This is a genomic window from Alicyclobacillus tolerans, from assembly GCF_048984885.1.
GTDB classification, from domain to species: Bacteria; Bacillota; Bacilli; order Alicyclobacillales; family Alicyclobacillaceae; genus Alicyclobacillus_I; species Alicyclobacillus_I tolerans.
In genome coordinates, this window is the sequence record NZ_JBMGNK010000002.1 from 715,001 (window position 1) to 740,510 (window position 25,510).

General features: G+C 44.2%; 26 protein-coding genes. 21 read left to right on the forward strand and 5 right to left on the reverse strand.

Annotated elements, in window-relative coordinates; genetic code table 11:
• Positions 1–59: 59 nt before the first annotated feature.
• Both ACOJUR_RS03680 and ACOJUR_RS03685 read right to left on the reverse strand, forming a co-directional pair.
• Positions 60–812, reverse strand: a complete 753-nt coding sequence (locus ACOJUR_RS03680) for an ABC transporter permease (RefSeq protein WP_072873556.1) — start codon at positions 810–812, stop codon at positions 60–62.
• Complete coding sequence (locus tag ACOJUR_RS03685; protein WP_420949277.1) at positions 809–1,726, reverse strand: ABC transporter ATP-binding protein; 918 nt, start codon at positions 1,724–1,726, stop codon at positions 809–811. The genes ACOJUR_RS03680 and ACOJUR_RS03685 overlap by 4 nt, the downstream gene beginning before the upstream one ends.
• A 205-nt stretch (positions 1,727–1,931) precedes the next feature.
• On the opposite strand from ACOJUR_RS03685, the gene ACOJUR_RS03690 reads away from it, so the two are divergent.
• Positions 1,932–2,447 (forward strand): DUF402 domain-containing protein, encoded by a 516-nt coding sequence (locus ACOJUR_RS03690; RefSeq protein ID WP_072873554.1) that lies wholly within the window; start codon positions 1,932–1,934, stop codon positions 2,445–2,447.
• A gap of 14 nt (positions 2,448–2,461) precedes the next feature.
• Positions 2,462–3,019, forward strand: coding sequence for a cysteine hydrolase family protein (locus tag ACOJUR_RS03695; RefSeq protein ID WP_072873553.1), 558 nt, complete (start codon positions 2,462–2,464; stop codon positions 3,017–3,019).
• A gap of 91 nt (positions 3,020–3,110) precedes the next feature.
• On the opposite strand, the gene ACOJUR_RS03700 is transcribed toward ACOJUR_RS03695, so the two are convergent.
• Positions 3,111–3,338, reverse strand: coding sequence for a hypothetical protein (locus ACOJUR_RS03700; RefSeq protein ID WP_072873552.1), 228 nt, complete (start codon positions 3,336–3,338; stop codon positions 3,111–3,113).
• Between the two features lie 178 nt (positions 3,339–3,516).
• On the opposite strand from ACOJUR_RS03700, the gene mutY reads away from it, so the two are divergent.
• The 8 genes from mutY (at position 3,517) to ytvI (ending at position 11,635) form a co-directional block, all read left to right on the forward strand.
• A complete protein-coding gene (gene mutY, locus ACOJUR_RS03705) occupies positions 3,517–4,662 on the forward strand; it encodes an A/G-specific adenine glycosylase (RefSeq protein ID WP_203115077.1) in 1,146 nt (381 codons plus the stop codon).
• Positions 4,662–5,306, forward strand: coding sequence for a Bax inhibitor-1/YccA family protein (locus ACOJUR_RS03710; RefSeq protein ID WP_072873550.1), 645 nt, complete (start codon positions 4,662–4,664; stop codon positions 5,304–5,306). Before mutY ends, ACOJUR_RS03710 begins: the two co-directional genes overlap by 1 nt.
• 148 nt (positions 5,307–5,454) lie before the next feature.
• On the forward strand, positions 5,455–7,872 hold the full coding sequence (gene leuS / locus ACOJUR_RS03715) for a leucine--tRNA ligase (RefSeq protein ID WP_072873549.1): 2,418 nt from the start codon (positions 5,455–5,457) through the stop codon (positions 7,870–7,872).
• A gap of 173 nt (positions 7,873–8,045) precedes the next feature.
• Positions 8,046–8,771, forward strand: a complete 726-nt coding sequence (locus tag ACOJUR_RS03720; RefSeq protein ID WP_238413629.1) for a FadR/GntR family transcriptional regulator — start codon at positions 8,046–8,048, stop codon at positions 8,769–8,771.
• A 171-nt stretch (positions 8,772–8,942) separates the two neighbouring features.
• Positions 8,943–9,365, forward strand: a complete 423-nt coding sequence (locus tag ACOJUR_RS03725; protein WP_072873547.1) for a potassium channel family protein — start codon at positions 8,943–8,945, stop codon at positions 9,363–9,365.
• Between the two features lie 196 nt (positions 9,366–9,561).
• A complete protein-coding gene (gene deoD / locus ACOJUR_RS03730) occupies positions 9,562–10,275 on the forward strand; it encodes a purine-nucleoside phosphorylase (RefSeq protein WP_203115078.1) in 714 nt (237 codons plus the stop codon).
• Positions 10,276–10,282: 7 nt separating this feature from the next.
• Complete coding sequence (locus tag ACOJUR_RS03735) at positions 10,283–10,471, forward strand: hypothetical protein (protein ID WP_072873545.1); 189 nt, start codon at positions 10,283–10,285, stop codon at positions 10,469–10,471.
• A gap of 48 nt (positions 10,472–10,519) precedes the next feature.
• Positions 10,520–11,635 carry a sporulation integral membrane protein YtvI gene (ytvI, locus tag ACOJUR_RS03740; protein ID WP_238413630.1) on the forward strand — a complete coding sequence of 372 codons (1,116 nt, stop codon included), beginning with the start codon at positions 10,520–10,522 and terminating at the stop codon, positions 11,633–11,635.
• 58 nt (positions 11,636–11,693) lie between these two features.
• Here ytvI and ACOJUR_RS03745 read toward each other — a convergent pair whose 3' ends face one another.
• Positions 11,694–12,257, reverse strand: coding sequence for a transcriptional regulator (locus tag ACOJUR_RS03745; protein WP_072873544.1), 564 nt, complete (start codon positions 12,255–12,257; stop codon positions 11,694–11,696).
• 180 nt (positions 12,258–12,437) lie between these two features.
• Here ACOJUR_RS03745 and ACOJUR_RS03750 point away from each other — a divergent pair, with 180 nt between their 5' ends.
• The 10 genes from ACOJUR_RS03750 (at position 12,438) to queG (ending at position 22,687) form a co-directional block, all read left to right on the forward strand.
• Positions 12,438–13,085 carry a DUF1054 domain-containing protein gene (locus ACOJUR_RS03750; protein WP_420949278.1) on the forward strand — a complete coding sequence of 216 codons (648 nt, stop codon included), beginning with the start codon at positions 12,438–12,440 and terminating at the stop codon, positions 13,083–13,085.
• A 139-nt stretch (positions 13,086–13,224) separates the two neighbouring features.
• A complete protein-coding gene (locus ACOJUR_RS03755; protein WP_072873542.1) occupies positions 13,225–14,793 on the forward strand; it encodes a long-chain-fatty-acid--CoA ligase in 1,569 nt (522 codons plus the stop codon).
• Positions 14,794–14,843: 50 nt separating this feature from the next.
• On the forward strand, positions 14,844–16,295 hold the full coding sequence (locus tag ACOJUR_RS03760) for a bifunctional metallophosphatase/5'-nucleotidase (protein ID WP_420949279.1): 1,452 nt from the start codon (positions 14,844–14,846) through the stop codon (positions 16,293–16,295).
• Positions 16,295–17,035, forward strand: a complete 741-nt coding sequence (gene nth, locus ACOJUR_RS03765) for an endonuclease III (protein ID WP_203115082.1) — start codon at positions 16,295–16,297, stop codon at positions 17,033–17,035. Before ACOJUR_RS03760 ends, nth begins: the two co-directional genes overlap by 1 nt.
• Before the next feature lie 23 nt (positions 17,036–17,058).
• Complete coding sequence (locus ACOJUR_RS03770; protein WP_420949280.1) at positions 17,059–17,652, forward strand: DUF2140 family protein; 594 nt, start codon at positions 17,059–17,061, stop codon at positions 17,650–17,652.
• A gap of 168 nt (positions 17,653–17,820) precedes the next feature.
• Positions 17,821–19,629, forward strand: a complete 1,809-nt coding sequence (locus tag ACOJUR_RS03775) for a spore germination protein (RefSeq protein ID WP_420949281.1) — start codon at positions 17,821–17,823, stop codon at positions 19,627–19,629.
• 34 nt (positions 19,630–19,663) lie between these two features.
• On the forward strand, positions 19,664–20,809 hold the full coding sequence (locus tag ACOJUR_RS03780) for a GerAB/ArcD/ProY family transporter (RefSeq protein WP_420949282.1): 1,146 nt from the start codon (positions 19,664–19,666) through the stop codon (positions 20,807–20,809).
• Positions 20,802–20,975, forward strand: a complete 174-nt coding sequence (locus tag ACOJUR_RS03785; RefSeq protein WP_165611952.1) for a hypothetical protein — start codon at positions 20,802–20,804, stop codon at positions 20,973–20,975. The genes ACOJUR_RS03780 and ACOJUR_RS03785 overlap by 8 nt, the downstream gene beginning before the upstream one ends.
• A gap of 99 nt (positions 20,976–21,074) precedes the next feature.
• Positions 21,075–21,536: a ribonuclease HI gene (gene rnhA, locus ACOJUR_RS03790; RefSeq protein ID WP_420949283.1), complete on the forward strand. Its 462-nt coding sequence runs from the start codon at positions 21,075–21,077 to the stop codon at positions 21,534–21,536.
• Positions 21,533–22,687 (forward strand): tRNA epoxyqueuosine(34) reductase QueG, encoded by a 1,155-nt coding sequence (gene queG, locus ACOJUR_RS03795; RefSeq protein ID WP_072873538.1) that lies wholly within the window; start codon positions 21,533–21,535, stop codon positions 22,685–22,687. Before rnhA ends, queG begins: the two co-directional genes overlap by 4 nt.
• A gap of 9 nt (positions 22,688–22,696) precedes the next feature.
• Here queG and ACOJUR_RS03800 read toward each other — a convergent pair whose 3' ends face one another.
• Positions 22,697–24,127, reverse strand: a complete 1,431-nt coding sequence (locus tag ACOJUR_RS03800) for a phosphotransferase (protein WP_420949284.1) — start codon at positions 24,125–24,127, stop codon at positions 22,697–22,699.
• A 213-nt stretch (positions 24,128–24,340) separates the two neighbouring features.
• On the opposite strand from ACOJUR_RS03800, the gene ACOJUR_RS03805 reads away from it, so the two are divergent.
• Positions 24,341–25,495 (forward strand): hypothetical protein, encoded by a 1,155-nt coding sequence (locus ACOJUR_RS03805; protein WP_420949285.1) that lies wholly within the window; start codon positions 24,341–24,343, stop codon positions 25,493–25,495.
• Positions 25,496–25,510 lie beyond the last annotated feature (15 nt).

Here is a 25,510-nt window from a genome sequence, read left to right on the forward strand (position 1 = left end):
GCTGCTGAAAAATTGAATCAATCCATGTAAGAACAAGCACACTTAATCACTTCTTGATTTTAGACAGAGAGATTTTTTTGATCGCGATTAAACGCTAAGCCGCCTATCACCACAAAAATCACAAAATATGTGAGCAATAGTAAGATGTCAGTGGTAGAAGGAAATTGATGGTCAACAATTCTCCAGGCGACATTGGCCATTCGAAAAGTTGGCAACCAATGGGCTAAGTGTTGCATCCAATGAGGCATGATGGCGACAGGAAACCACAATCCACCAAAGATGGAGAGTAGTATATATGCAGCTGAAGAAGCCACGCTCGCCGCATTTTCACCAGCCAACACGCCAATAGTAAAACCAAGTGCCATAAAGGGTAAAGATGCAAACATTATACCAAGCAATGCGCCTATCCAGAGACGAATCGGCATATGAACGTGCGTAAAAATAGCAGCAGCCGCAAACATGATAAGAATTGTCAAAAAAGCAAGCAAAAGTTGTGTGACAATTTTACTGAGGATATACTGCCTGCTTGTCAAAGGTGTGGTGCGCAATAATTTTAGCCAGCCTTGCGTGCGTTCTACTGCGACGCGGTTGGCAAGCGAGTTCATGACTGTGCCAATGGTTCCAAAACTGGCCATAGACATCAGGAAATAGGTTTTCCAAGGCAAACCACTCAAAGTTTGTGAGCTGTTCCCATATAAATTTACGTAGAAAAAATAGTAAAAAAGCGGCAGCAACAAACTTAAAATAATCAGCCTTCGGTTGCGCATGGATCGTTTCAATTCAAAGCGACATTGAGCCCAATAAGCCTTCAAGAGACAGTGACCTCCTCATAGTTCTCCTTATTCGTGATTGCGAAAAAAGCATCTTCCAGTTTGCCTTGACTGACTTCAATTTGAGAGAGGGGCAATTCAGTTCGAAGTAACTTACGCAATAGGGAGTCAGAGTCGCGTGTCCGAATTTGTACTTTACGACCTTCCATAGAGCATTCGTCTTCGGAGGTTAAAAAACATTGCAAGTCTGCCGCCGTGAAACCTTCACCTATTTGCATGCGTATATAACTCCAGCCAGTTTTCGCTTTAATTTCAGCAGGTGAGCCATCAGCAATCAATTTGCCGTGTTGGATGACTAAAATGCGATCGGCAATAGCATCGGCCTCTTCTAAATGATGAGTGGAAAGTAAAAGTGTTCGTTCTCCGTTTTTTGTATATTCCCTCAATTGATGCCAAAAATCCCGGCGACTATTCACATCCATTCCAGTTGTCGGTTCATCAAGCACGATGAATTGAGGATTTCCAGCCATGGCTAGAGCAAATTGAACTCTGCGCTGCTGACCGCCTGATAATTTGCTGGCATCTTTGTGACGCTCTGCGGTCAAGCCTGTCATTTGTAACAATGTTTCCAGTGAAGCTGGGTTTGGATAATTGCTGCGAAACAGTTGCAGAAGTTCTTGTACACTGATCTTGTCTGGCAAAGACACATTCTGTAGCATGGCCCCAATTTGTCGGCGTGTAGCGGGCTGGCGAGGATTGCCATGTAACACAGAGATCTTGCCGTCTGTTGGTTGAATCAGACCGAGCAACATAGCCATTGTGGTTGTTTTTCCGGCGCCGTTTGGACCTAATAGTGCTACAATGGTACCTTTTTCAATACTAAAAGACAGGTTGTCAACGGCGCGTTTACTGCCATAGTTCTTGCTTACGTTTTGAAACTCAAGAATGGATGTCAATTTGTCATCCTCCACTTTTTTTCAATCTCTTATGAAAAGGGTAATGAAAAATGTTTTTCATATCTAGTCACCTGCGTCACAATAGAACCATGACAATTGTCACTGATTTGCGTACTTGTATACATACCAACTTTCTTGTTCAGACCAGTGAATCATGGTACGCTTACTGGAAGATGGTTCTTTACAGGGAGGAGTTATTGACGCAATGGCGTTACGCCCAGGTCGCGTCCAACAAATTCATAAGCGCGAAGAGCGTGGTATTGACAGGAGCAATGAGCCGTTCAAAGTAGAACGTTTATTTCGTCGACCTGGATTGGTGGTTATTCAGCGTCCCGCTTTTGAAGCGGGATATACCAATCACATGCGGGAGATATATCCACAATGGGGTATTGGAGTCAGTACTTGTCTGGATGATGGGGTTCCTGTCAAACATCCTCGTCTGAGATTTGACCATTATGTCGATCTCGTTAAAGTGTGGGAAGACCAGGAGTACATCTACATTGAAGATATGTATGTGGACGTTCTCATTTATGAGCGCTCTTATTACCATGTTATCGACTTGGAGGAATTTGGCGAGGCGGTATTTTCACGTCAAGTTTCCCCAGCAGAAGCGCGTCGAGTGTTGGACAATACTCAAAAGTTTGTAGACTCTATGAAGCGAAGTCGATTGTCTTACAATATCTGGAAACATAAGTACGGTATTAACAGACGCTATCCCTAGGAGCGAAAACTGTCATGAAAATGCTGCTATTGATTGACTTGTCCAATGATTTTATACGTTTGGAAGGTTCATTAAATTGTGGCGAGGCAGGCTTGGCGATATTGCCGTATTGTCGTCAACAAGTGAAAAATTTTCTGACCCATGGGCAACTTGTTGTAGATGCCAGAGACAACCATGATCCGGAAGATTGGGAAATATCCTCTGGTCTATTTCCTCCTCATAATCTACGCGGTACATGGGGACAAGAGTTGGTGGAAGAAATCTCAAGTTTGCATGAATTGGCAAAACAGGGTCAATGGTTAACCCTATCTAAAAAACAGTACAATGCTACTTCTGGTACAAATTTGCTTTCCATTCTGGAAGAGTATGAAGTGGACGAAATTCATCTCGTTGGTGTTTGCACGGATATCTGTGTGCGCTACACGTTGAACGGTCTTTATGAATGGAAAACGGCACAATCTCGCAATTTGCGTCTGGTTGTTCATCAGCAGGGAGTAGCTTCTTTTAACGAAGTTGGTCATTTGGATAGCTTGCGGCATTTTCCGGCTACATTTGGTGCAGAAGTTGTGTAAATGTTTAGCAGAATAAACGGGAGAAGAAGCGGAATGGCTTTTTGCCTTCCCGCTTCTGTTCCGCTGCCAGTGAGGGCTCTTGCGAGTGGGGCTACTCCTGAATCTCCTTCATGACTTCTGATGCGATTTGTGCAGCGCCATTGCCGACTGAGCCAGAATTCATTCGCGGCGCGTTTTGCGTTTTACGGAACGCTTCCCAGGCCGCGATACCGACACTCGCACCAATTACTAAGGCGGTCATTGTGCCGATACCGTTTCGTCGGCGGGGCATAAATCGGCCACGTACAGAATTGGCAACCCCGTTCATCATATCCCACATGGTTAGCACCTCCCGCCGCTAGTGTGTCCATTTTGCAGGAATGTACGCATGATTTAAAACGCTGTATAATATCAACAGGGATCTTTTCCTCTCGCGGCAGTGTTTTTTCTAAAGGTTTAAAGGAGGTAGGGCAGCATTCTGAGCAAGAAAGCTGTGAAAATCATCAACAGAGATCGTCATGGATGAAAATTTTCAGGAATATGGACATAAACTGGTGACGTGGTACCGACAAAACCGTCGCGATTTGCCATGGCGAAGAACTTGCGATGTTTACGCCATCTGGGTTTCTGAAACCATGTTGCAGCAAACGCGAGTGGAGACGGTCATTCCTTACTATTTGCGCTTTCTTTCAGCGTTTCCTGGTGTCGCTGATTTAGCCAAAGCTTCCGAAGAACAGGTGCTCAAACATTGGCAAGGGCTGGGCTATTATCGGCGCGCTAAAAACTTACACCTTGCTGCAAAACAGGTCTGTCAAGAATGGGGTGGAGATTTTCCCAAGACGAGAGACGGCTGGTTGCAATTGGCAGGCGTAGGGGATTACACTGCGGGGGCTGTACTCAGCATTGCTATGGGTCAACCTGAGCCAGCTATTGACGGCAATGTACTGCGCGTAATGTCACGCTTGCTTTGTATTCGCGAGCCGGTACGTAACACCAACGTTGTTCGAAGGATACGCAAATTGCTCGAATATTGGCTGACAAACGATGTTCCATCGGACGTAACACAATCGATCATGGAACTTGGCGCGATTGTCTGTACACCGAGATCGCCACAATGTTTGTTATGTCCGCTTGCCGAGGGTTGCAGGGCGAAACGTGAAGGCTGTGCCGCAGAATTGCCTGTGAAAGTGGCTAAGGCTGCTCGTAAAAAGATGCTGGTGAGTGCCCTTTGGTTAGAACACGCAGGTCAGTTGCTCATTGAACAGCGTCCTGAGGAAGGCTTATTAGGAGGAATGTGGCAATTGCCGTCTTTGTCCGAAGAGCGGACAGAGGATGGCGGCTCCGAGTTGCCTTCTGCTTTGCGCTTGGCCGAATCTTTAATGGAACGTTTGGTTGCAGGTTCTTTGCTCGCGGATGAGATCAGCGAATCACCGCAACCCTATCTGGTGCCAGTTGCCACAGAGAAGCACGTCTTTACTCATCTTGAATGGGAAGTTCATGTTTGTCGTCCAGTGGGTTTAGCTTTAGAGAAACTTTTTGGACAGAGTCAGAAAAGAATGGAGCGCATGATTTGGGTTCCTGTGGAAGATTGGGACAAATATGCGTGGCCGCGAGTGTATGAAAAAATTTTGGAGAAACTGTTAAGCGAAAGGGTGAATATTTGATGCAGACGTACTCAGTATCTCGTGGAAGCTTAATGAGTAGAGTGTTTTTAGGATTGTTTGCTTCACTTTTGTTTGCGACGATTGGCGTTTACGCTGGGCAATTCGTGCCTCCCGTTTTGGTGAGTATTGCTATGTTTGCGGAGATTATTATGATTGTGGTGGCCATGTTTCTTCAGCGCAGGCGAACCATTGGCTATCCATTTGTTTTTAGTTTCACTTTCATTTCTGGGTTAACACTTTACCCAACGATTGCGTATTACACGCAAACTTACGGTTCAGGTCTGGTATTGGAGGCACTTGGTGTAACAGCAATTTCCTTTTTGGTTGCAAGTATTGTAGCGTCTCGCAGTTCCATGGATTTTTCATTCCTCGGCGGATTTCTTTTTATTGGACTCATCGCCCTGATTTTGATGGGGATTGTGTCCTTCTTCGTACACTTTGGAACTACCGGACAATTGATCTACTCTTTCATCGGAATTGCCATATTTATTGGCTATATTCTTTTTGACGTGAACCGTCTTTCCAAATACGGTGTAGCTGAACAATATGTTCCTTGGATTGTTTTGTCACTCTACTTGGACATCATCAACCTCTTCCTGTTTATTCTCCAGTTCTTCGGAGTTAGTTCAAATTCGCGCCGTTAACGATTCTATTGCAGGAGCTATCTGATGGCTCGCAAAAAGTGAAAATTGTTGGCATAAAAAAGGTCGGGCTGAATGTCCGACTTTTCTTCTGCCTGGGATTGCGGTATACTGCTTTCCAATCTGTAGTGGAACGGCAGGAGTGGTGACGTTGGAATATGTAGCAAAAACCATTGAGGCTAAATGGAAAGAAAAATGGAAAAAAGACAATATGAGTCGTGTTCAAGAAGACAGTCAAAAACCAAAATATTATTGTTTGGATATGTTTCCCTACCCTTCAGGAGAAGGATTACATGTAGGACATTGGCGAGGATATACCATTTCTGATGTCTGGAGTCGTTACAAACTCTTACAGGGTTATGATGTGTTGCATCCCATGGGTTGGGATGCGTTTGGTTTGCCAGCAGAAAATTACGCGATTGCCCATGGTGTTCATCCAGCCCTATCAACGTCCAAAAATATTCAAAATTTCAAGCGTCAGCTGGAACAGATTGGCGCTTTGTATGATTGGGATCGGGAAGTGAATACAAGTTCTCCAGATTTCTATCACTGGACACAATTTTTCTTTGTGAAAATGTTTGAAAAAGGACTGGCTTATCGCAAGAAAATGCCAATTAATTGGTGCCCCAGTTGTAAAACAGGCCTTGCTAATGAAGAAGTTGTCGATGGTTGTTGCGACCGCTGTGGTGCGGAAGTGACAAAGCGGGAAATGAATCAGTGGATGCTCAAAATTACCGCTTATGCAGATCGGCTGTTGGACGATCTCGATAAACTCGAATGGCCCGAACATGTGAAACGCATGCAACGAGCATGGATTGGTCGAAGTGAAGGAGCGCGAATTCTGTTTGGTGTCGCAGGACATCCCGATGAGCAAATTGAGGTGTTCAGTACTCGGCCCGACACGCTTTATGGCGCTACCTATATGGTGCTTGCTCCAGAACATCCGTTGGTTCAGAAGATCAGCACAACTGAAAAGCAAAACGAAGTGAACGCGTATGTGGAAGAAACCTTAAAAAAATCAGCTGTTAGCCGGCAGATTGTGGACAAGAGCAAAACTGGCGTATTTACAGGTGCGTACGCTATCCATCCTCTTACTGGTGCGGAGTTGCCCATTTGGATAGCTGATTATGTTTTGATGGATTATGGAACCGGTGCGATTATGGCCGTTCCCGCACATGATGAAAGAGATTTTGAATTCGCCCAGACGTTTGGTCTACCCATTCGTACAGTGGTAACAGAGCCAGGAAAGGAAGCAGAAGATGGAGTTCTTTACCTGGGGGATGGTGTGCTGGTCAATTCAGAGGGGCTCAATGGTCTGACGGTAGCAGATGCCAAGAAGGCCATGATTCAATTGCTGGAAGAGAAGAAAAAAGGGGAGCAAACCATTTCTTATCGGTTGCGTGACTGGGTATTTGCCCGCCAGCGTTACTGGGGCGAACCTATTCCTATCCTTTATTGCGATACGTGTGGGACTGTTCCAGTGCCTGTAGACGATTTGCCTGTTCGTCTGCCTGATGTGGAAAAGTACGAGCCAACAGGCACTGGTGAATCGCCACTTGCGGCCATTCCCGAATTCGTAAATACTACGTGTCCACGATGTGGGGGGGCGGCACGTCGAGAAACAGACACAATGCCACAGTGGGCAGGGTCCAGTTGGTATTTTTTGCGTTATGTCGACCCGCACAATCCAAACGCTCCATTTAGCAAGGAAAAAGCGGATGCCTGGTTGCCTGTGGATATGTATATTGGCGGTGTGGAGCATGCGGTATTGCATCTTCTCTATGCGCGTTTCTTTACAAAAGTCATTCATGACCTTCAAATGATTGACTTTGATGAACCGTTTCAGCACCTTTTTACGCAGGGTATGATCACGTTAAACGGTGCAAAAATGAGCAAATCAAAAGGAAACGTTGTGAGTCCGGATGAAATTATTGACAAATACGGGGCTGATGCACTGCGGATGTACGAAATGTTTGTGGGGCCACCCGAAGATGAAGCGGAATGGAATACCAACGGATTGGAAGGTGTCGCTCGTTTTCTGCAGAGGTTATACCGACTATTCGCTCAAGCTATGGGTGAACCTGTTCCGGCACGTGACAGTTTGAACAAGTTGCGTCACCGTTTTGTGGCTACGCTGACAGAACGAATGGAGCAGTTCCGCTTTAATACCGCCGTAAGTGCCTTTATGGAATATATCAACGCGTTGCAGGCGGAGAGCGCACATGGACTAGATCTGGCTACTTTAGAAACTTTGGCTGTTTGTCTGTCTCCGTTTGCTCCCCATCTGGGCGAGGAACTTTGGTCGCTTTTGGGACATTCGTCATCCGTTTTTGCGACATCATGGCCAAAAGTGGATGAAAAATGGTTGCGTGATGACGAGGTTGAACTTGTGGTACAAATTAATGGCAGAGTGCGCGGTCATTTGCGCATGCCAGCGGATGCTTCTCAAGAAGCGGTCATTGCGTCTGCCAAGAAGCTTCCAGAAATTATAGGATGGTTAAACGATGGTGTCATTGTCAAGGAAGTATACGTTCCTGGCAAGTTGTTGAATCTTGTCGTGAAAGCTTGAGCGAATGTAGGCTGTCGATGCGTGTTCTGAGAAGTCCCTGCCTTTCGGTAAGGGAGTGGTCACTGAGTGGCTTTGATCTCAAACTGTAGATTCTGCGCTTGGAAGATAAATATAGGCGAAAAGATCAGTGTCTTAGGGCGTAGGCCGCTCATTCTGCGAAGCGAGGAACGTCCATGGAATCTCATAAACTGTATATGCGTGTAGCACAAAAAATTCGTTCACAAATAGAGTCAGGTGAATACCGCCCTGGAACAAAGTTGCCGCCGTTGGCTCATTTGGCGGAAACTTACCAATGCAGCAGAGCAACAGTGCGAGAAGCGCTAGGAATGTTGCGTGGTCAAGGGCTGGTAGAGTTTCGCCATGGCGATGGAACTTATGTGCGAACGGCGAGTGTAGAGATGTGGATGGAGCCGTTGGAGGCTGCGTGGTTACTGGGCATTGGCGAGGTCGAAGACCTGCTCGACACATTGATTGCCGTGTTGGCAGGTGTGGCAACGGTGGCTGCTCGAGAGCGAGGCAGCCGCGATTACAGTGCACTGTCTTATGCTGTATTTGAGATGGAATGTGCCGCTCATCATATGGAAGCGCGCCTGTCTGCTGAGTTACGTTTTTTTGAAGTGCTAGCTCAAGTGGCTGAAAACTCTATTTTAGAAAATGCTTTTCGCATTTTACAGGAGCCATTTCGCTCTGCTCTGCGTGTGCTTGGTTTGCCGGGCGATCTCGGTATTTCCATTTGCCGCGATTTATATCATGCTGTACAGATGGAGAAAGTCCGCGAAGCAAGAGAAATTGTCTATAGGTATGGCGATCAACTGCGTTCTGCAGTAGCTCGTGCCCGACAGGGGGAAATGGATGCCGCCGCAACTGAGGAGAAAAAGCCCACCAAGGCAGACAGATAACGCATCGACACCGTGAAAATCCGTTCTGAATAGAGAGTAAGACTTGTAGCTAGTGAAAAAATTTGATCACAATAGAGCAAGCCCATTTGGTTATTGTCACTGTTATAATGATGAAGATTGGTGTATAATAGTCCTGTAAGCGCTTCCATTTGGAGCGGGGGAGAGAGCTATATGACAAAGTTACTTATTGCCAGCTTGTCTAATTCAGGACTGGAATATTTGCATCGTGCTCAAGCGCTTGGTCTTGAAGCTCATGTACTTGATTGTTTTGAAGGGCATCGAGGAGAATTAAAATCGAGATACGGTAAAGCGCTCATTGAAACAGATGCAAGAAAAACAGATGTTATTCGAGCGGTATCTTCTTATCAGTTTGATGTAGCCTTGATTGAAGAAGACAGTGATTTTGTTCGGACAGCTTTGATAGCGCAGTCGTTACGGGAAGCCAATATTCCATTAGTCATTGTGTTGACTGCTGATGCCAATAAAATTCGTCTTTACCGTCGCAGTGGCGCTCATCGTGTTATTGTGGCTCGTGATTGTAGTGAAGCTTGGACATTATGTCAACGTTATTTTGTAGCTAATCTTCCTGCCTGAAGGTTGGATGTTGAATATTTTATGATTACCCCCTATGCAAGTTTTATGTGATATTCCTCCCAATTCATCAGAGGATCCGTCCCATAGCCTAGTCCATATGCCCAGGTTTGTTTGGCTGGGCAAATTGTCGTATCTCGGCGCTTTTCTCCATTCCACAGAAGTGGCATAATACGAATAAAAACGAGGAGAACATTCAATGAGCATTCATTTAGCTGCCAAGCACGGGGAAATTGCCGAATCTGTTTTGCTTCCGGGCGATCCGTTACGTGCTAAGTTTATAGCTGAAAATTATTTAGAGAATGCGCAAATGTATAATGAAGTACGAGGAATGTATGGATTTACTGGATTTTATAAAGGGAACCGCGTTTCTGTGCAGGGAACAGGGATGGGTGTGCCTTCGATTTCGATTTACGCTCATGAATTGATGGTTGATTATGGAGTCCGGCGACTCATACGTGTAGGTACTGCAGGGGCGCTTCATGCAGATATGAAGGTTAGAGATATCGTTTTAGCCATGAGTGCTTCCACAGATTCTGCTGTGCCGAGTCTGCGCTTGCCAGGTGTTCACTATGCAGCAACCGCTGATTTCGCGTTGCTGGAAGAAGCTTATCACGTAGCCGAACGGATCGGAAGAAAATATTGGGTAGGTAATATCTTTACGTCCGATACGTTTTATCATGAAGATGAAAGCATCTATCAGCGACTGCAAAATTACGGAGTGTTGGCAGTTGAGATGGAAACCGCTGCGCTCTATACCTTGGCAGCTCGCTATGGACGTAGAGCACTATCTATTCTTACCATTAGTGATCATATCCTGACAGGAGATACCACGACTTCGGAAGAGAGACAAACTTCCTTCCGTGATATGATGGAAATAGCTTTAGAAGCGATGATAGTTGAGGAGGGTTAATGTCATCATGATGTCACGTGGACAAAAAATAATTATGTTGCTTTTTGCCATTTTCGGAGCAGCTTCGTTAGCATCAGCCAGTTACATTATGTCCATACCCAAACATAATATCGAGGCTACATTACTCTTTATTTTGGCATTTTTACTCATTGGTACGGGTTTTACATTGCGTCGAGTTTTTTTGCGCAAAGTGTAATGCCTATCTGAATGTTGAAATTGAGCATCGGCAGAGAGGAGCAAGGCGGTGCTGGCACGTGAAGAAAGCCTGCATAAATATTGGTTGCGCGTAGCAGAAGTTGCCGCGTTGTTTCTTTTTGTCGCTCTGGTCATTCTTGTTGTTGGATTACTATTAAAATATATTCTTCCATTCATTCTTGGCTGGATAGTGGCTGTCTTGTTATTGCCTGTGGTTCGCTTTTTGGAAGAAATTCGTATACCGCGCTTATTAGCTGTATTGCTGACGCTCGGTATCTGTGTGGCATTACTGGTCGTCTTTTTTGTCGCGGCTATTGTTGGTGTGGCAAGAGAAGCGCCAACCTTGACGCTGGGTTCTGAATATTTACTGCGTTCAGGAGAGCTATGGATTCATCAACAAGTCCTGCGGGGCGAGATCCTATACGGTAATTTGCCGCCACAGGTGGCGAATCAACTGCAGAATACTTTTGTGCACGTATTAGCGAGTGCAGAAAAATGGTTGCAAAAATTTGCGACAGAAGTGCTAATGTCCGTCACGCATCTGCCAGAAACTATTTTTGTTGCCATTATTGCAGTCATTACAGCCTTTTTCTTGTTATTGCATAGGGAGAGCATGACAAAACGTTTTTTTCGTATACTGCCTCCCGGATGGTCCGCTAAAATGGAAGGTGTTATTCGCGATATTCATAAAGCGTTTGTGGGTACCATCCGGGTTCAATTATTACTGATGATTCTTTCTGCTGTGCTTGGCATTGGCGGACTTCTTCTCTTGCACTTTAGGTTTGCTGTACTGCTTGGAATTCTGTTTGGTCTCTTTGGTATAGTACCTATTGTGGGATCTGCGTTGTTAACTGTACCTTGGGCTCTACTGGCCTTTACAACCGGTCATCTGTCCATTGCCATAAAAATACTCTCATTGCAAGTGGGTGTTTCGATACTCAGGCATTTGATTGAACCTAAATTTCTTGCCAATAACGTAGGACTTGATATACTTTCCACGCTATTTGCACTCTACGTAGGTTTACAAGCTATGGGTTTTATAGGTTTGTTCATTGGCCCCATTTTGCTCATTGCGGTAAAGAGCCTGTTTGCTTCACATTTGTTTGTTGATTTGCTTCCCAACTCAGTAAATCCAATGCTTGACTCTGAGGAACAAGTTAAATAGTGTGGATTATACTTTTTCGAATGTGCAATAAGCTGTCTGAAGATGGAAACCTACAGCCTTAATGAGAATCCTGTAAAATCTTTTTTGCGCGTTGTAAGATTGCAAACAGTGTTTTTGAATCATCATCAAGCTGTTCTGAAGATATTTCTGTAAAAGAACTGCTTTGAGGGTGGATCACTTGTACTTCCAATTGTCCAATCCGATTGGCCAAATCTTTATTCAGATTTTCTAGCTGAGAAGCGTGCTGCTGGAGATGTTGAAACTTTTGTTCGTACGTTTGCAGAAAATGTAAAATATCGGTCATTGACAATTCCTGCGATACGCTTTTCTGATGTGGATTGGAGTCTGAAGTCTCTACTTCTTGAATACTCGAATGTACTTTACTCGTTTTCCTTTCTTCTTTTGCCTTTTCAATTTCATCCCGATAGTGTTTGCGAACAACACCGTTCCATCGGTAGCCGCAAGCAGCGGATGTTCGGCCTAATAATGTGGCAGCTTCGTCAAAAGCGCGCAATTGAGTGCTTCCAGAACGAATATGTTGAAGTACAAGATTTGCTAGCTTCACATCGTCTTCTGGAGACCAGGCGTCAGAACGAGACACCGTTTTTTCATCAGATGTCACTGTATTTCCTCCTTTGCAACCAACCTTTTCAAGAGGGAGGTTTCTGAAAGATTTCAACAAAGGCAAGTAACCTTTGCGTACGTTGCAGCTTTTATGAGTATGTTATGTTGCAACCTTGCAATCGTGAACAAATTTCTGAAAAAAACGTAGGAACATTTGAATGGAAAGGAAGAGAACAGGTTGAATTTAGAAGATTTTCCGGTATTTCAAGCAGACGACTTTTCAGTATTTGATGTGCCCGATCTCGATGGAAGAATGCAAGCCATTAAATCTGTTATTCGACCTAAGTTAGAAAAAATCGGTGCTCAGTTTGCGCAACAACTCTCTTATGATTTACATCGTCCTGTTTATGCTCATGTAGCCAAACATGCAAGACGGACAGTCAATCCTCCTAAAGATACGTGGGTAGCATTCTCAGAGAATCCTCGTGGCTATAAACAGCATCCACATTTTCAATTGGGTATTTGGCCAACACATGTTTTTGTCATGTTTGGCGTTCTCTACGAGTCCCCCAATAAATCAGCGATTGTTCAACGTCTCGAAAACCATGCAGAAACGATTATCAAACATATTCCAGGGGACTATTTTTGGATGGAAGATCATACGAAACCAATTTATCTTTCAGCACGGGATGTTCATGTGGAAAAATTTAAAGATATGGCGGAAAAATGTAAAAATCGTCGCCAAGGAGACTTGTTGATAGGAAAAAAATGGTCTGCCGAGCAAATTCTTGAGATGCAAGCCCATCAAGCGTTAGCTTCATTTCAAGAGGTCTTTCAACGTCTATTGTCCATCTACCAGTTGACAACCGATATTGGAAATGGATGAACATTTATTGCAAGGTCATCAATAATGACGGATCGTCATAAAATATTTGGAAGTCTCGATTATCTAGCAGGAAACTCGCTTTATATCACGAATGCCTCAATGTAAGCCTTATCATGACACGGTGTCAGGAGGTAAAGAAATGATTGCTAGTGGAGCCGCTATCGATATACCTAATCAGATGATTTTTGATATGTTGGCCGAATCTGCGAGTCGCAATCCAGACGGAGCGGCAATTCACTTTATGGGGCATACTTTAAAGTATGGGCAGTTACTGGGAGCTGTCAAAAAATTTATGGGTTTTTTGCGCTCAAAAGGTATTCAACAGGGCGATCGCGTGGGTATCATGTTGCCAAACTGCCCTCAGTACGTTATAGCTTATTATGCTATTACGGGAATTGGTGCTGTCGTAGTGCAGGTCAATCCCATGAGCACCGCTCCAGAACTCTCCTATTTACTTGAAGATTCGGGTATGCGCATGCTGATTTTACTCGATTCATTCTTACCTGTTCTTGAAAAAATGACAGAAAGACATGCTTTACAAGACCTTGTGGTAGTAAATTTACAAGGAGGAGCGACAGACTCTCTGCCGACTCAAGCAGTTTCATTTATGGAAGTGCTGATGGCCGCAAGTCCTGCTGAACCTGTAAAGAATCTTTCACCTGCTGATACTCTCGCTGTGTTGCAATATACCGGAGGGACTACAGGTCGACCTAAAGGTGCTATGCTTTCGCACAGAAATATTGTAGCCAATGCCATTCAGTCCACGCATACTGTTGAAAACGGTGTTCGACCGGACGATATTACGCTGGCTGCTTTACCGTTTTTTCATGTCTACGCTATGACAGTTGCCATGAATCTTCCTCTTGTCAGTGGTATTCCCTTGGTGATTTTGCCGCGTTTCTCCGTACAGGATGCTCTAGATGCGATCCAAAATTATAAAATAACTTTGTTTCCAGCTGTTCCCACTATGTATGTAGCACTGGCTCAAGCTGTTACACCCGGTTCGGATATATTGTCTTCTTTGCGCGTATGCAACTGCGGGGGAGCACCTATGCCTGTGAAGGTCTTGGAAATTTTTGAACAGGTCACTGGCGCAACTGTTTTAGAAGGTTATGGATTATCCGAGGCGTCACCCGTCACACACAGCAATCCATCGCTTGCATCTCGTAAAATAGGCAGTATTGGTAAGCTTATTCCAGGTACGTCTGCGAAGATTGTCAATCCTGATAATCCAGCAGAAGAAGTTCCGGTTGGCAGTGAAGGAGAATTAGCCATTGCTGGACCTCAGGTTATGTTAGGCTATTGGCAGCGTCCTGAGGAGACGGCAGCAGTACTTTTGGATGGCTGGCTGTTGACAGGAGATATTGCTACTATGGATGAGGATGGATTTTTTTCTATCGTCGATCGTAAAAAAGATATGATTATCGCCAGTGGTTACAATGTATATCCGCGCGAAGTAGAGGAAGCGCTCTATCGCCATCCGGCTATTCTAGAAGCCGCTGTAATTGGTGTAGAGGATGATTATCGGGGAGAGACGGTAAAGGCTTACGTGGTTCTAAGGCCAGGTATGTCGGTCAGTGAGGAAGAGCTTCACGCGTTTTGCCGGGAGCAACTTGCTGCTTATAAAGTTCCACGCAGCTTCGAATTTAGGGATAGTTTGCCTAAGTCAGCCGTTGGTAAAGTGCTCCGCCGTGCGCTAAAAAGTTAGCAAACGGTATCCGAAATCGCGCGGTCATGGATATCGAGGGGGATGACCGCATGAAAATTCATTTGCTGCACACAAACGATTTGCACAGCTCTCTCGAAAATTATATGCGCGTAGGCCATCGCCTGCGCGCTCTTCGTGCAGATTTGACAGCTTCCAAGGAAGTAGTATGGACGTTTGATATTGGAGATTTAATCGACCGCGTTCGTCCGGAAACTGAGGCGTCGCTGGGCAGAGTCAACGCGGCTATGATGCGCGCTCTATCTGTAGATGCATGGGTTTTTGGGAACAACGAGGGTCTTACTTTACCCAGCAGTGTATGGGGGGAACTCGGTAACTTAGCAAACACGCGTATACTTTGTGCCAATCTTCAGCAGCTCAATGGTCAATCGTTTCCATTTTTTGATCGCGCGTTGATTTTATCTCAGGAAAATGTGACCATAGGAGTTTTTGGATTGACGGCAGCTTATCCACTTGCCTATCAACCGCTTGGTGTTAAGGCTGCTCCGCCTTTTGAAACGGCGAAAGAGGTTGTTCAAGAACTGCGCGGGAAAGGTTGCAGTGTAGTCATCTGCCTCTCCCATTTGGGCCTTTTTGACGATCGCGTTTTAGCGCAACGTGTTCCAGGAATAGACGTGATTTTAGGAGGGCACACGCATCACTTTATGCACGAGCCGGAAGTCGTCGGTCATACCTACATTTTTCAGGCTGGCAAGCATGGTCGCGCTTTTGGGCATGTGTCGCTGGAATGGGTTTCAGATGAGAAGCGAGTAGGTTCTGTAAGTGTGGAACTTGTAGAAGTGAATGAATATGAACCCCTTGATAGGGCTATGCTGGCAGCCTATGAATCTTGGCGGTCGGAGATTGACACAGTGATGGGCAAACAAGTAGCGGAAATTCCAGAACGTTTAGAAGTGCGTTTCCGCGGTGAATCTGCCTTTGCTAATTTGTTAGCGGATGCTTTATTAGCGAATTATGATGCTCATCTTTCCATCATGATGTCAGGAGCTTTAACGGCCAGTCTGCTGCCAGGGCGTGCAGATCAATATCATCTTCTTGGAGCATGCAGCACACCAACTCGTCCTGTACTCATGAATCTGACCGGTCAGCAAATTCTCTCGATTCTTGAAGTAGGGCTGCAACCAGAGATTCAGATGAAATTAGGAAAGGGTTTTGGGTTCCGAGGAGCGGTGATTGGTCATCTTGCTGTTGCCGGGGCAGTGATTTATACAAAAGAATTGCAGGACGGTCAGCATGTGATTGAAAAGGTCATGCTGGCGGGGAAAGAAATGAATTTGGAAGGCGTTTATCGTGTTGCCACTTGTGAATATCTATACTTAACCCATACTTTTCCCCAGTTTCAATGCGGAACAGAAGTTACTTTTGGTGCACCTATGGTGAGAGAACTTCTGGTAAACTATATTCAACAGGAAAATGTTTGGGAAAAAGCGAATGAAATACGTTATCAGATAGATTCTATTGTGGATGAAGAGGAGAGTCAGTGATGCGGTTGTTGTCTAAGTCTCAGGCAAGAAAGATGCTAGCTAAGCTAGAGGCTGCGTATCCAGATGCAAAATGTGCTCTAAATTATACGACTCCTTTTGAATTACTGATTGCCACTATGTTATCCGCGCAATGCACGGATGTTCGCGTCAATCAGGTTACAGCAAGGTTATTTCAAAAATATCGTGAACCTGAGGAATTTGCTGCGGCTACATCGGAAGAGTTACAGGAGGAAATTAGGGAAGTTGGACTTTTTCGCGCCAAAGCGGATAATATTATTGCTGCTTCCAAAATGATTTTAAAAGAATATCATGGTCTTGTCCCGCAAACTCAAGACGAATTAATTCGTTTACCAGGAGTGGGGAGAAAAACGGCTAATGTTGTTGTCTCAAACGCTTTTGGTATCCCAGCGTTAGCAGTGGATACACATGTCAATCGCGTAGCCAATCGTTTAGGACTTGCCAATAGTTTGAAGCCTGATATTACTGAGAGACAGATTTGCCAGCGTATTCCACAAAAACTCTGGAGCCAGACGCATCACTGGTTGATTCAACATGGTCGGCAAGTTTGTACAGCGAGAAATCCTAAGTGCGAACTTTGTCCTGTTTTAGAATATTGTCAATTTTATCCTCGCTTGCAGAGTGATAAGCGGTTAAATGATAAAGTGTTTGAGATAAAACCACCAGTTGAGAAGAAGAAATCAAAAACGAGATCGGGCAAAAAGGTCGCCTCGTCCCTGTAAATGGACATACAGGAGGATAGAAGATGATTTGGAAACGAGCGTTTGTGGTTCTTCTCTCGATAAATTTGTTGGCAGCCATTGGACTGCTGGTTTGGGTTACGAGTTTTCCTAAACCGAGTGCTTCAACTGTTCCATTGCAGAGCATACCTTCGGGCACGCCAGCAAATATCCAAATGTCTATAGGAGACGAAGCCATCAACGCATATTTGGCCTATGATTTACCTCGTCAGAAAGATTTGAATCGGTTTTTGCAAAGTGCCAAAGTCAACTTTTCAAATAATTGGAAAGCTCAACTCGATATTCTTTTTCTTGGCCGTGTCATACCATTCGATATGACTTTTTTGCCTGTGGTTGAAAATGGAAATTTGAATTTGCAGTTAGAGCAATCCAGTATGGGTGGTGTAGGACTACCCAACCGGCTTTTGTTTCTGTTTTTTGAACGCATGCCATGGCCCAACTGGATACAACTCCAGAGCCAGAACGATATGATTCAAGTTAATTTGAGTGAGCGACCTCAATCGCCCTTTCGAATTCGAGCACTTGCTTACAATCCTCGTACACGTCTGCTGACATTGGAAATCAGTATTTTTCCAGCTTTGACAAGTAAGATTTCTTGAGTCATGGTCTTGTATTTCCTCTCTTATTATTGGGTTACCCTCATCATTTCTTGGTCTAAACATACTTGAAGTTTACTGTCCCTGAATAAACTGTCTAACGCACGTACACGCTAACCTCACTGAAAAAAATTCGTTCCTGCACGGTCAAGAAAGTGAGGTGATGTCCGCGTGGCCTTAAAATTTCCACTTTGGTTAAGAAAATTATTGATTGTTGACGATTCCGTCATGGATGAAACATTCACATTGAATGAGTCGAGTCGGAGTTCAAGTGGTGAAAACAATTCAGAGAGTTCAAACAGTACAACCGGCAGTTTTCTTCCTCTCGGTCACAAGGGCGGATCGACTGTACGACCGCGGGCGTTGCGGGAATATATCAAGCAGTCGGCGCAAGAGTACGATGTCAGTGTTGAGCATATGGCATCTTATGATGATGAACAGATTCCTGCCCACTTGGAAGAATGTAAGGATAAACTAAAATCCACGTTCCACCTGGACATCAATAAGGACGTCGTTGTACGAGAATTTACGATTGGGGTTCGTCGTCCCTGGAAAGCTTTTGCCGTTTTTGTTGATGGTATGGCAGATAAAAATATCATCAACACACACATTCTGCAGCCTTTAATGATTCTTACCCATATTCCTGAAGATGACAGTAAAAAACGAATGGATGCTATTGCTGAACGGTTATTGCCTGGCAATCAGGTGGAAGCCATCAATGAGTGGACAGATTTAGTCAACGCCGTTTTGGCGGGTTCGACTGTAGTTTTGGTGGACGGCTGTGACGCGGCTCTCACGGTAGAAACCAAAGGTTGGGAACACCGTACAGTGGGCACAGCGTTGACAGAAAATGTTGTACGTGGGCCGCATAACGGATTTACTGAAAGTTTTCGGGCAAATACAGGGTTAGTTCGTTCAATATTGAGATCGGAACATTTGGTGACCGATATTCTTTCCATTGGTAAATTGGCGCCAACTGATATTGGGGTCATGTGGATAGAAGGATTGACGAATCCAGAATTGGTTGAAGAAGTAAAAAAGCGAATCAAAGCGATTGAGGTAGATTATTTGCCAGATAGCGGTCTTCTTGAACAATTTTTAGATGATAAGCCCAATCTTCTGATTCCGCAAGTATTTTCAACAGAACGTCCCGATCGTATTGCATCGCTTTTAGTTGAAGGACATGTGGCCATTTTTGTTGGCAATAGTCCTTTTGTACTAGCGGTACCCGTTGTACTTTGGACCATGGTTCAGACATCGGAAGATGCTTACTTGCGTTTCCCTTTTGGTGCTTTTTTGCGAGGTTTGCGCTGGATTGCGTTAGTAGTCGCCCTGCTTTTGCCAGGGATGTATGTAGCTGTGACCAACTATCATCCAGAAATGATTCCAACCGATTTGATGTTGGCCATTGCTGGAAGCCGTGAACAAGTACCTTTTCCAGTGGTCGTAGAAATTCTCTTGATGGAATTTGCCATAGAATTAATTCGAGAAGCTGGAATTAGGATACCATCGGTAATTGGACCCACCATTGGTATAGTTGGAGCCCTTATTATTGGTCAGGCTGCCGTACAGGCTGGTATTGTTTCACCTTTACTCGTCATTGTTGTAGCTACAACTGCCTTAGCCAGCTTTACCATTCCAAATTACAATCTGAGCCTTGCTGTTCGTGTGGCACGATTTGTTTTCCTCATTGCTGGGGCGTTTTTGGGGTTTTATGGTATCGCAATTCTAGGGATTGTTTATCTGGTTCGACTTACAGTACAAAAATCATTTGGTGTACCCTTGTTGGCTCCGGTTGCACCTAGCATGGGCGGATCTCCTGATGTACTCGTACGCGGCTATGTCTTTCAAATGAATCGTAGACCAGACTATCTCAAGCCGCTCAAACGATGGCGGCAGAGTCCTATTACCAGACCGTGGAGTGCGGAAACGCGACCTGTCCCCAATTTAACAAAGTCTAACAAGAAGTCTAAAAGCTAGTTATGACGAGTAAGTGCTGGAAAGGAAAGTGTCAATGAAGCAAAAAACGCGTGTCGGAACCAGAGAACTGATTGCTATGCTGACCATTTTTGTAGCTTCTAACGCTTTTCTCATGTATCCACGTTATGTTAGCCAGACAACGCTGGAAGCCGCTTGGATGGAACCTATTATATCAGGAGCTATAACCCTGATTGTATTTTTAATTGTTGAAATGTTGCTATCAAAATATTTTCCATATATGGATATTGTTCAGGTTTCACAAGAAACATTTGGAAAGCCAATAACGATGTTTTTTATACTGATTGTAGTAGGTTATTTTATTCTTTCCACAGCAAGTGTATCCAGACAATTTACAGAAAATGTTATCACGACAGTTTTGCCTTCAACACCTATCCTGCTGATTGGCGCTGTGTTTATGGCAGCATCTGCTTATATTGCCTATATGGGATTAGAAGGAATCTGTCGAACAGCGTATTTTGTGCAACCTATTTTAATCATTGGCATACTTGCTCTCTGTCTGATGACAGCCAACTGGTGGCATCCCATGTATCTTTTTCCCATTTGGGGCTCAGGACCTTGGGTAGTTTTGAAATCATCAGTTTTTTACATTTCTATCTTCAATAATGTGCTATTGCTGTGTGTCATTTTTCCACATGCCTATCATCCGCGTGATTTTCGAGTAATTGGTACAGTATCTATTGTTGTGTCTACATTGCTATTAACCGCGTTCTTGGTGACTTTCCATATGGTCTTTTCACCAGTGGAAGCAGGCAAGGCTTCATTTGCGCTTTACCAAATGGCACGCATGATATACTTGGGCAGGTTTTTTCAAAGATTGGAAAGTATTTTCGTTTTTCTTTGGGTTACAGCAGCCATCGTTAAAATGGCTGTCAGCCTTTGGGGAGCAGGATATTTGCTGGGTAAAGCAGTTGGATGGAAATCTTTTCGTCCCTCAATACCCTCCATTTCGTTGCTTTGTTTTGCTATTTCCTTATGGCATGCCGATTTGGTAAGGGTGATCACGATGGATGATCAGTACCTTATGCAATGGGGTTGGACGGTTGTTTTTGCGTTGCCCGTTTTTATCATTTTGAGTGGTGTCATCCGTCATCATTTACGTCGAGGTGGAGGGGGAAGAGATAAAAGAAGAAATAAAAGGAGGCGAACGGCACATGCTTAAATTTGTTTTTGCCATGATTGTTCCATTGATGATTCTGATATATACGATTTCTTTTGGATTGTGGATGCGCTCTAATCATCAAGGGTTTGGGTCTGCTGTAGCCTATGTACTGGGAGTTTTATCTTTTAGTGCATCAGGATTTATTTTCTGGCGGATGTTTACCTAAATGTTTTGCTGGTGGTTCGGACATTTCCAGAACGACTTCCTTTCCGGTATATAATGAAAAGGAAATAAGTGAGTGGACAAATAGGGAGTGGGAAATGAAGTGTCGGAATTATCTTTATCCAGCGAAGACGATTGGGTGGAAGTTTATACAGATGGAGCATGCAGCGGCAATCCAGGGCCAGGAGGATGGGCTGCTATTTTACTTTATCAAAATCATAGTAAGGAAATTTCCGGCGGCGAACTGCAGACGACAAACCAGCGCATGGAAATTCAAGCAGTAGTGGAAGCGCTGGCTTGTTTGCGTAAACCTTGTCGGGTTCGAATATACAGTGATTCAGCTTATGTGGTTAATTGTTTTCGCCAACGTTGGTATGTCAATTGGCGAAAAAATAATTGGAAAAACAGTAAAGGAGATTTAGTTCAAAACCGTGATTTGTGGGAGAGGTTGTTGCAAGAGGTAGAGCGCCATCAAGTGGAGTTTGCGAAAGTAAAAGGACATGCTGGGGATTTTTATAATGAACGGTGCGATACCCTTGCTCGCGAGGCGGTGCCGAAGCGGTGAAAAGTTTGACGCTTGAAAGGCTGCAAGAAATAGCTCGACCACTAAATTTTGCCGCGGTAGGCGCCACCGATGCCAGTCCGTTTGAAGAATTGCAACCCATTCTGAGCGAATATGCCAAACGAGGTTTGACTGGGTTTGAAGTGAGCGATATTCGTCAGCGTATGGATCCGCGTCAATGGCTGCCAGAAGCTGAATCGATTGTAGTTGTAGCAATGGCCTATTTGACGGAAAAGGGTTTGCATGAAGCTCGGTTACATCCGCGTTCGCGCCAACATGGACAGACTTCTGTATATGTTTATGGAGAAGATTACCACATTGTTTTGCGCAACCAGCTTCTCACTCTTCATGCTTTATTGGAAGAAGAGTGGGGCGGGTCTATTCCTGCTCGCGTCATTGTAGATACATCACCAATGGTCGATCGTCGTCTTGCAGAAAGGGCCGGAATTGGATGGATAGGTAAAAATTGTATGTTAATTGTTCCGGGGAGTGGTAGTTTTGTTTTTCTGGGAGCTATTTTATTAGGGATACCTATTCAAGGGAGTCAGCAATTAGCTATGCCTACTATGCAATGTGGTCATTGTGATTTGTGTCTCAAGGCTTGTCCAACAGGCGCTTTACTTGCTCCCGGAGTCATTCAGGCAACTGCTTGTCTCTCCTATGTCACACAAATGAAAGGTATTATACCTAAGGCGTATCGTGCCGCGTTGGGAAAAAGAATTTTTGGCTGTGATACCTGTCAATGGGTATGTCCTGAGAATCGTCATATAGAGTATGCTCATGCAACCGTCTTTGAACCTGAAAAGGATCAAGCTTATCCAGATTTGTTGAAGATTTTGCGCATGAGTCAGCGCCAATTTCAAAAGTTATATGGTCGCAGTGCTGCAGGCTGGCGCGGTGTACGCACTGTCCAGCGTAATGCTCTGATTGCTCTTGGCAATATGCGAGCAAGAGAAGCTCTAATGGAAATCATACCATTTCTTGATCACCATCGTCGTGAGTTACGGGCGAGTGCCGCTTATGCTCTGGGGCAAATTGGTGGACAGGTGGCTATGGATGTTCTAAAACAGAGACTTTCCATTGAAGAAGATGAAGAAATTCGCCAAGAATTAGTTGACGCTCTTCATCAAGCCTCTGTTGGAAACAACTCTTAAGCGAAATTTTTAATCAGGTAATTGCTGAATTTGTTCATGGAAAGAATCAAGAAATTGTTTGCGCCGTTCCGTCTGCTGCATATAGTTGTGTAACTGTTGTAGTACCATTTCATTGTCTGTATTGGCTAGATGACTGTCGAGTATCCGCCAAATATGGTGCGGAAAGCGCAGTAAAGCTTCCAGTGTTGTATATTCACTTTTGCTCATTGTTCGCCATTCATTATATTGAACAAAAACGTTATATGCGTAGTCGCTGGTCCAAAAAGTTGATTCTAATGTTCTTCGCAACAAATGCGACATATCCAGAACTCGCGGTGCAAAAGCAGACAAATCAAAATCAATAGCAGTGACTCTGTCCTCTGTTCCGTCATAGAGAAAATTCCGAGGTATGACATCTAAGTGGCAGAGACCTGCTTGAACCGTAGCGGATTTTAGATAATCGAGACAAGCATCAGATTGTAGTAATTGTATGGATTCTTCAGCTTCTTGAAGCAGCGATAAACGATGAGTTTGCAGCCATTCGTTAATTCTTTTAGATTGACGTGATTCGCTGGTTCGATTCAATACTTGTTCGAATTGCACCTTTCTTCTCTTCATCATGGCTCGTAAATCGACAGGTGTGGTGCGAAGTTTATCTTTTTGTTTGTATGTTCTTGTTTTTTCATGTAATTCAGCCAATAAATAAGCAACTTTCCCCAACTGGTGAAGTGAAGTAAAATTTGCAGGAACTCCGTTTATCCAATGATTGGCGTAATAAACGGTTTGTTGATATTCCACAAAGTAGCCCGCGTTTTTTGTACGCCAAATATTCGGAGTACCCTCAAATCCTTGCTCTTTAGCAAATTCAAGTGTATCCATTAAAATTTTCAATCGAGCAGGATGGACATGCGCCTCTTTAATCGAAAAACTTCCTTCAGGTGTAGTGATTTTCCATACTCCATTTACTTTGCTCAAACGTTCGAATTCGTTTGTGTAGGCATCAATAACCTGACGCGGTAGTCCTTCCAGACGTTGCTCAACTGACGAAGAACGAGCTTTGGAGAGAGAACGTTGAACCTGAGGAAGTGGTGGGGCTGTTCTCATATTTTCTCTTTTATTTTCCCTGTTGATCACGGTAACATGTCCGGTGTTAGCAGCTTCTGCAGGTCTTTGAGTATGTTTTGACGCTGCTTCTTTGGCAGGAGTATGGGTTGGATATGAATCTTTCGAAGAACGGGCAGAAGCTGTTGGACGAACATCTTTTTCAGTTTTCTCTATGGGAACAGGACGCACAGGCACTGCTTCTGATACTTTTTCTTCCTCTTCATACTTCTTGTCCAGAGGCCACAGAGACTGTTTCCAACCTGATGGGTCTGTCTTATTTTGAAAAAAATAGGGAGGTTTCATGAGTTCTTCTAGCAACGCTTCCGCCCAAGGAGCAAGTTTTCGTCTTTTTCTCAACTTAGAACACCTCCAGGGCATTTAAGGCTGTTTGACTCCTTACAGACTATGAACGATCCTAGGCAATGGTGAAATGGATTTGCTTTGTTCATAGAAGTTTAAAGTTTTTTTGACAATCTAAACAGTTTGTCTGTTTTTACAGGATTAAGCTCGATATGATGAAGACAGAATAAATAAATAGGGATGAATGAAATCGTTGAGGAGGTGAAGATGATGTCTATGGGTGGATCAGTAACTCCATATCAATATTTGAGTTATGTTCTCTTGGCTTCTTTTCTCCTATCCATATTTTCAGTGCTCATTTATCAACTTGGCAGACGATTAATTCATCAAATCGTTGTCCAGGAAACTTCCACCAACCTTTCGGTAGAGACCAACTTAAAAAACGACGCTCTTGTCAAACTGGATGAGAAGTTACATCGTAAGTCCTCTTGGTTAGCTACGCCGTTACCTTATCGAATACTCTGGTACGGAATGGCCGTTTTATGGCTGTTGGCTGGAATTTTACAAGCACAACCGATGATGTTTACAAACCAATTTATAAGTTCCATACTTCAGAACGCCTATCTGACGCAAGTTCCTTTTTTGCGCACTTCGGATCTTGCTTTAATGGAACGTTGGAGCCACAATCCGGTTACAAGTAATATAGAAGCTATTATGATTCAACTCTTTATTGGCGTTTTACTTTTGCTCAATCGGCGCAATTGGCTTGGCTATACGGCCCTAGGTGGTTCTATAGTCTGGGGACTTTTAGTTTGGGCTTATGGTGAAGGATTTGGAAATACCTTTACGACGGGTCGTTCCTTTCTTTTGTCTGGGACGCCTGGAGCGGTTCTTTTCTATGTTGTAGCTTCTGTTTTACTTTTTTTACCTATTCAAATCTGGGAAAATCCTCGATTTTACTCAATTATGCGAGTGGCGCTAGCTGTATTTTGGGGTTTGGCCGCCATATGGCAAATCATTCCTAGTAATGGAGCTTGGCAAGCAAAAACTTGGCAGAACTCTCTTCAGAGCATGATACAAACGCCTGCAGGTCAACCTGCCTGGGTAACTTCGGGAATCAATATGTTTATGCGCTTGGCCATTCAGCATGTCAGTCTAGTCAATAGTATTTCTATAGGCCTTTTCTTCTTTATTGCGGTATTGTTCTTGTTGCCCACACCACGCGCGCTTATGGTGGGGATTTCATGTCTTGTCCTTTTTTTGGTGTGGTGGTGGACGGAAGATTTTGGAGTGTTAGGGGGTATGGGAACAGATGTCAATGTCGCACCTTTAGTCGGCTTATTTACGGTGGTGTTTTACCCGAGCATACGAGTTCAAAAATATTTGGGTTCTTTTGGAAAGCCTGTGAAACATGATTTAAAGTGAGACGGAAAAAACCTA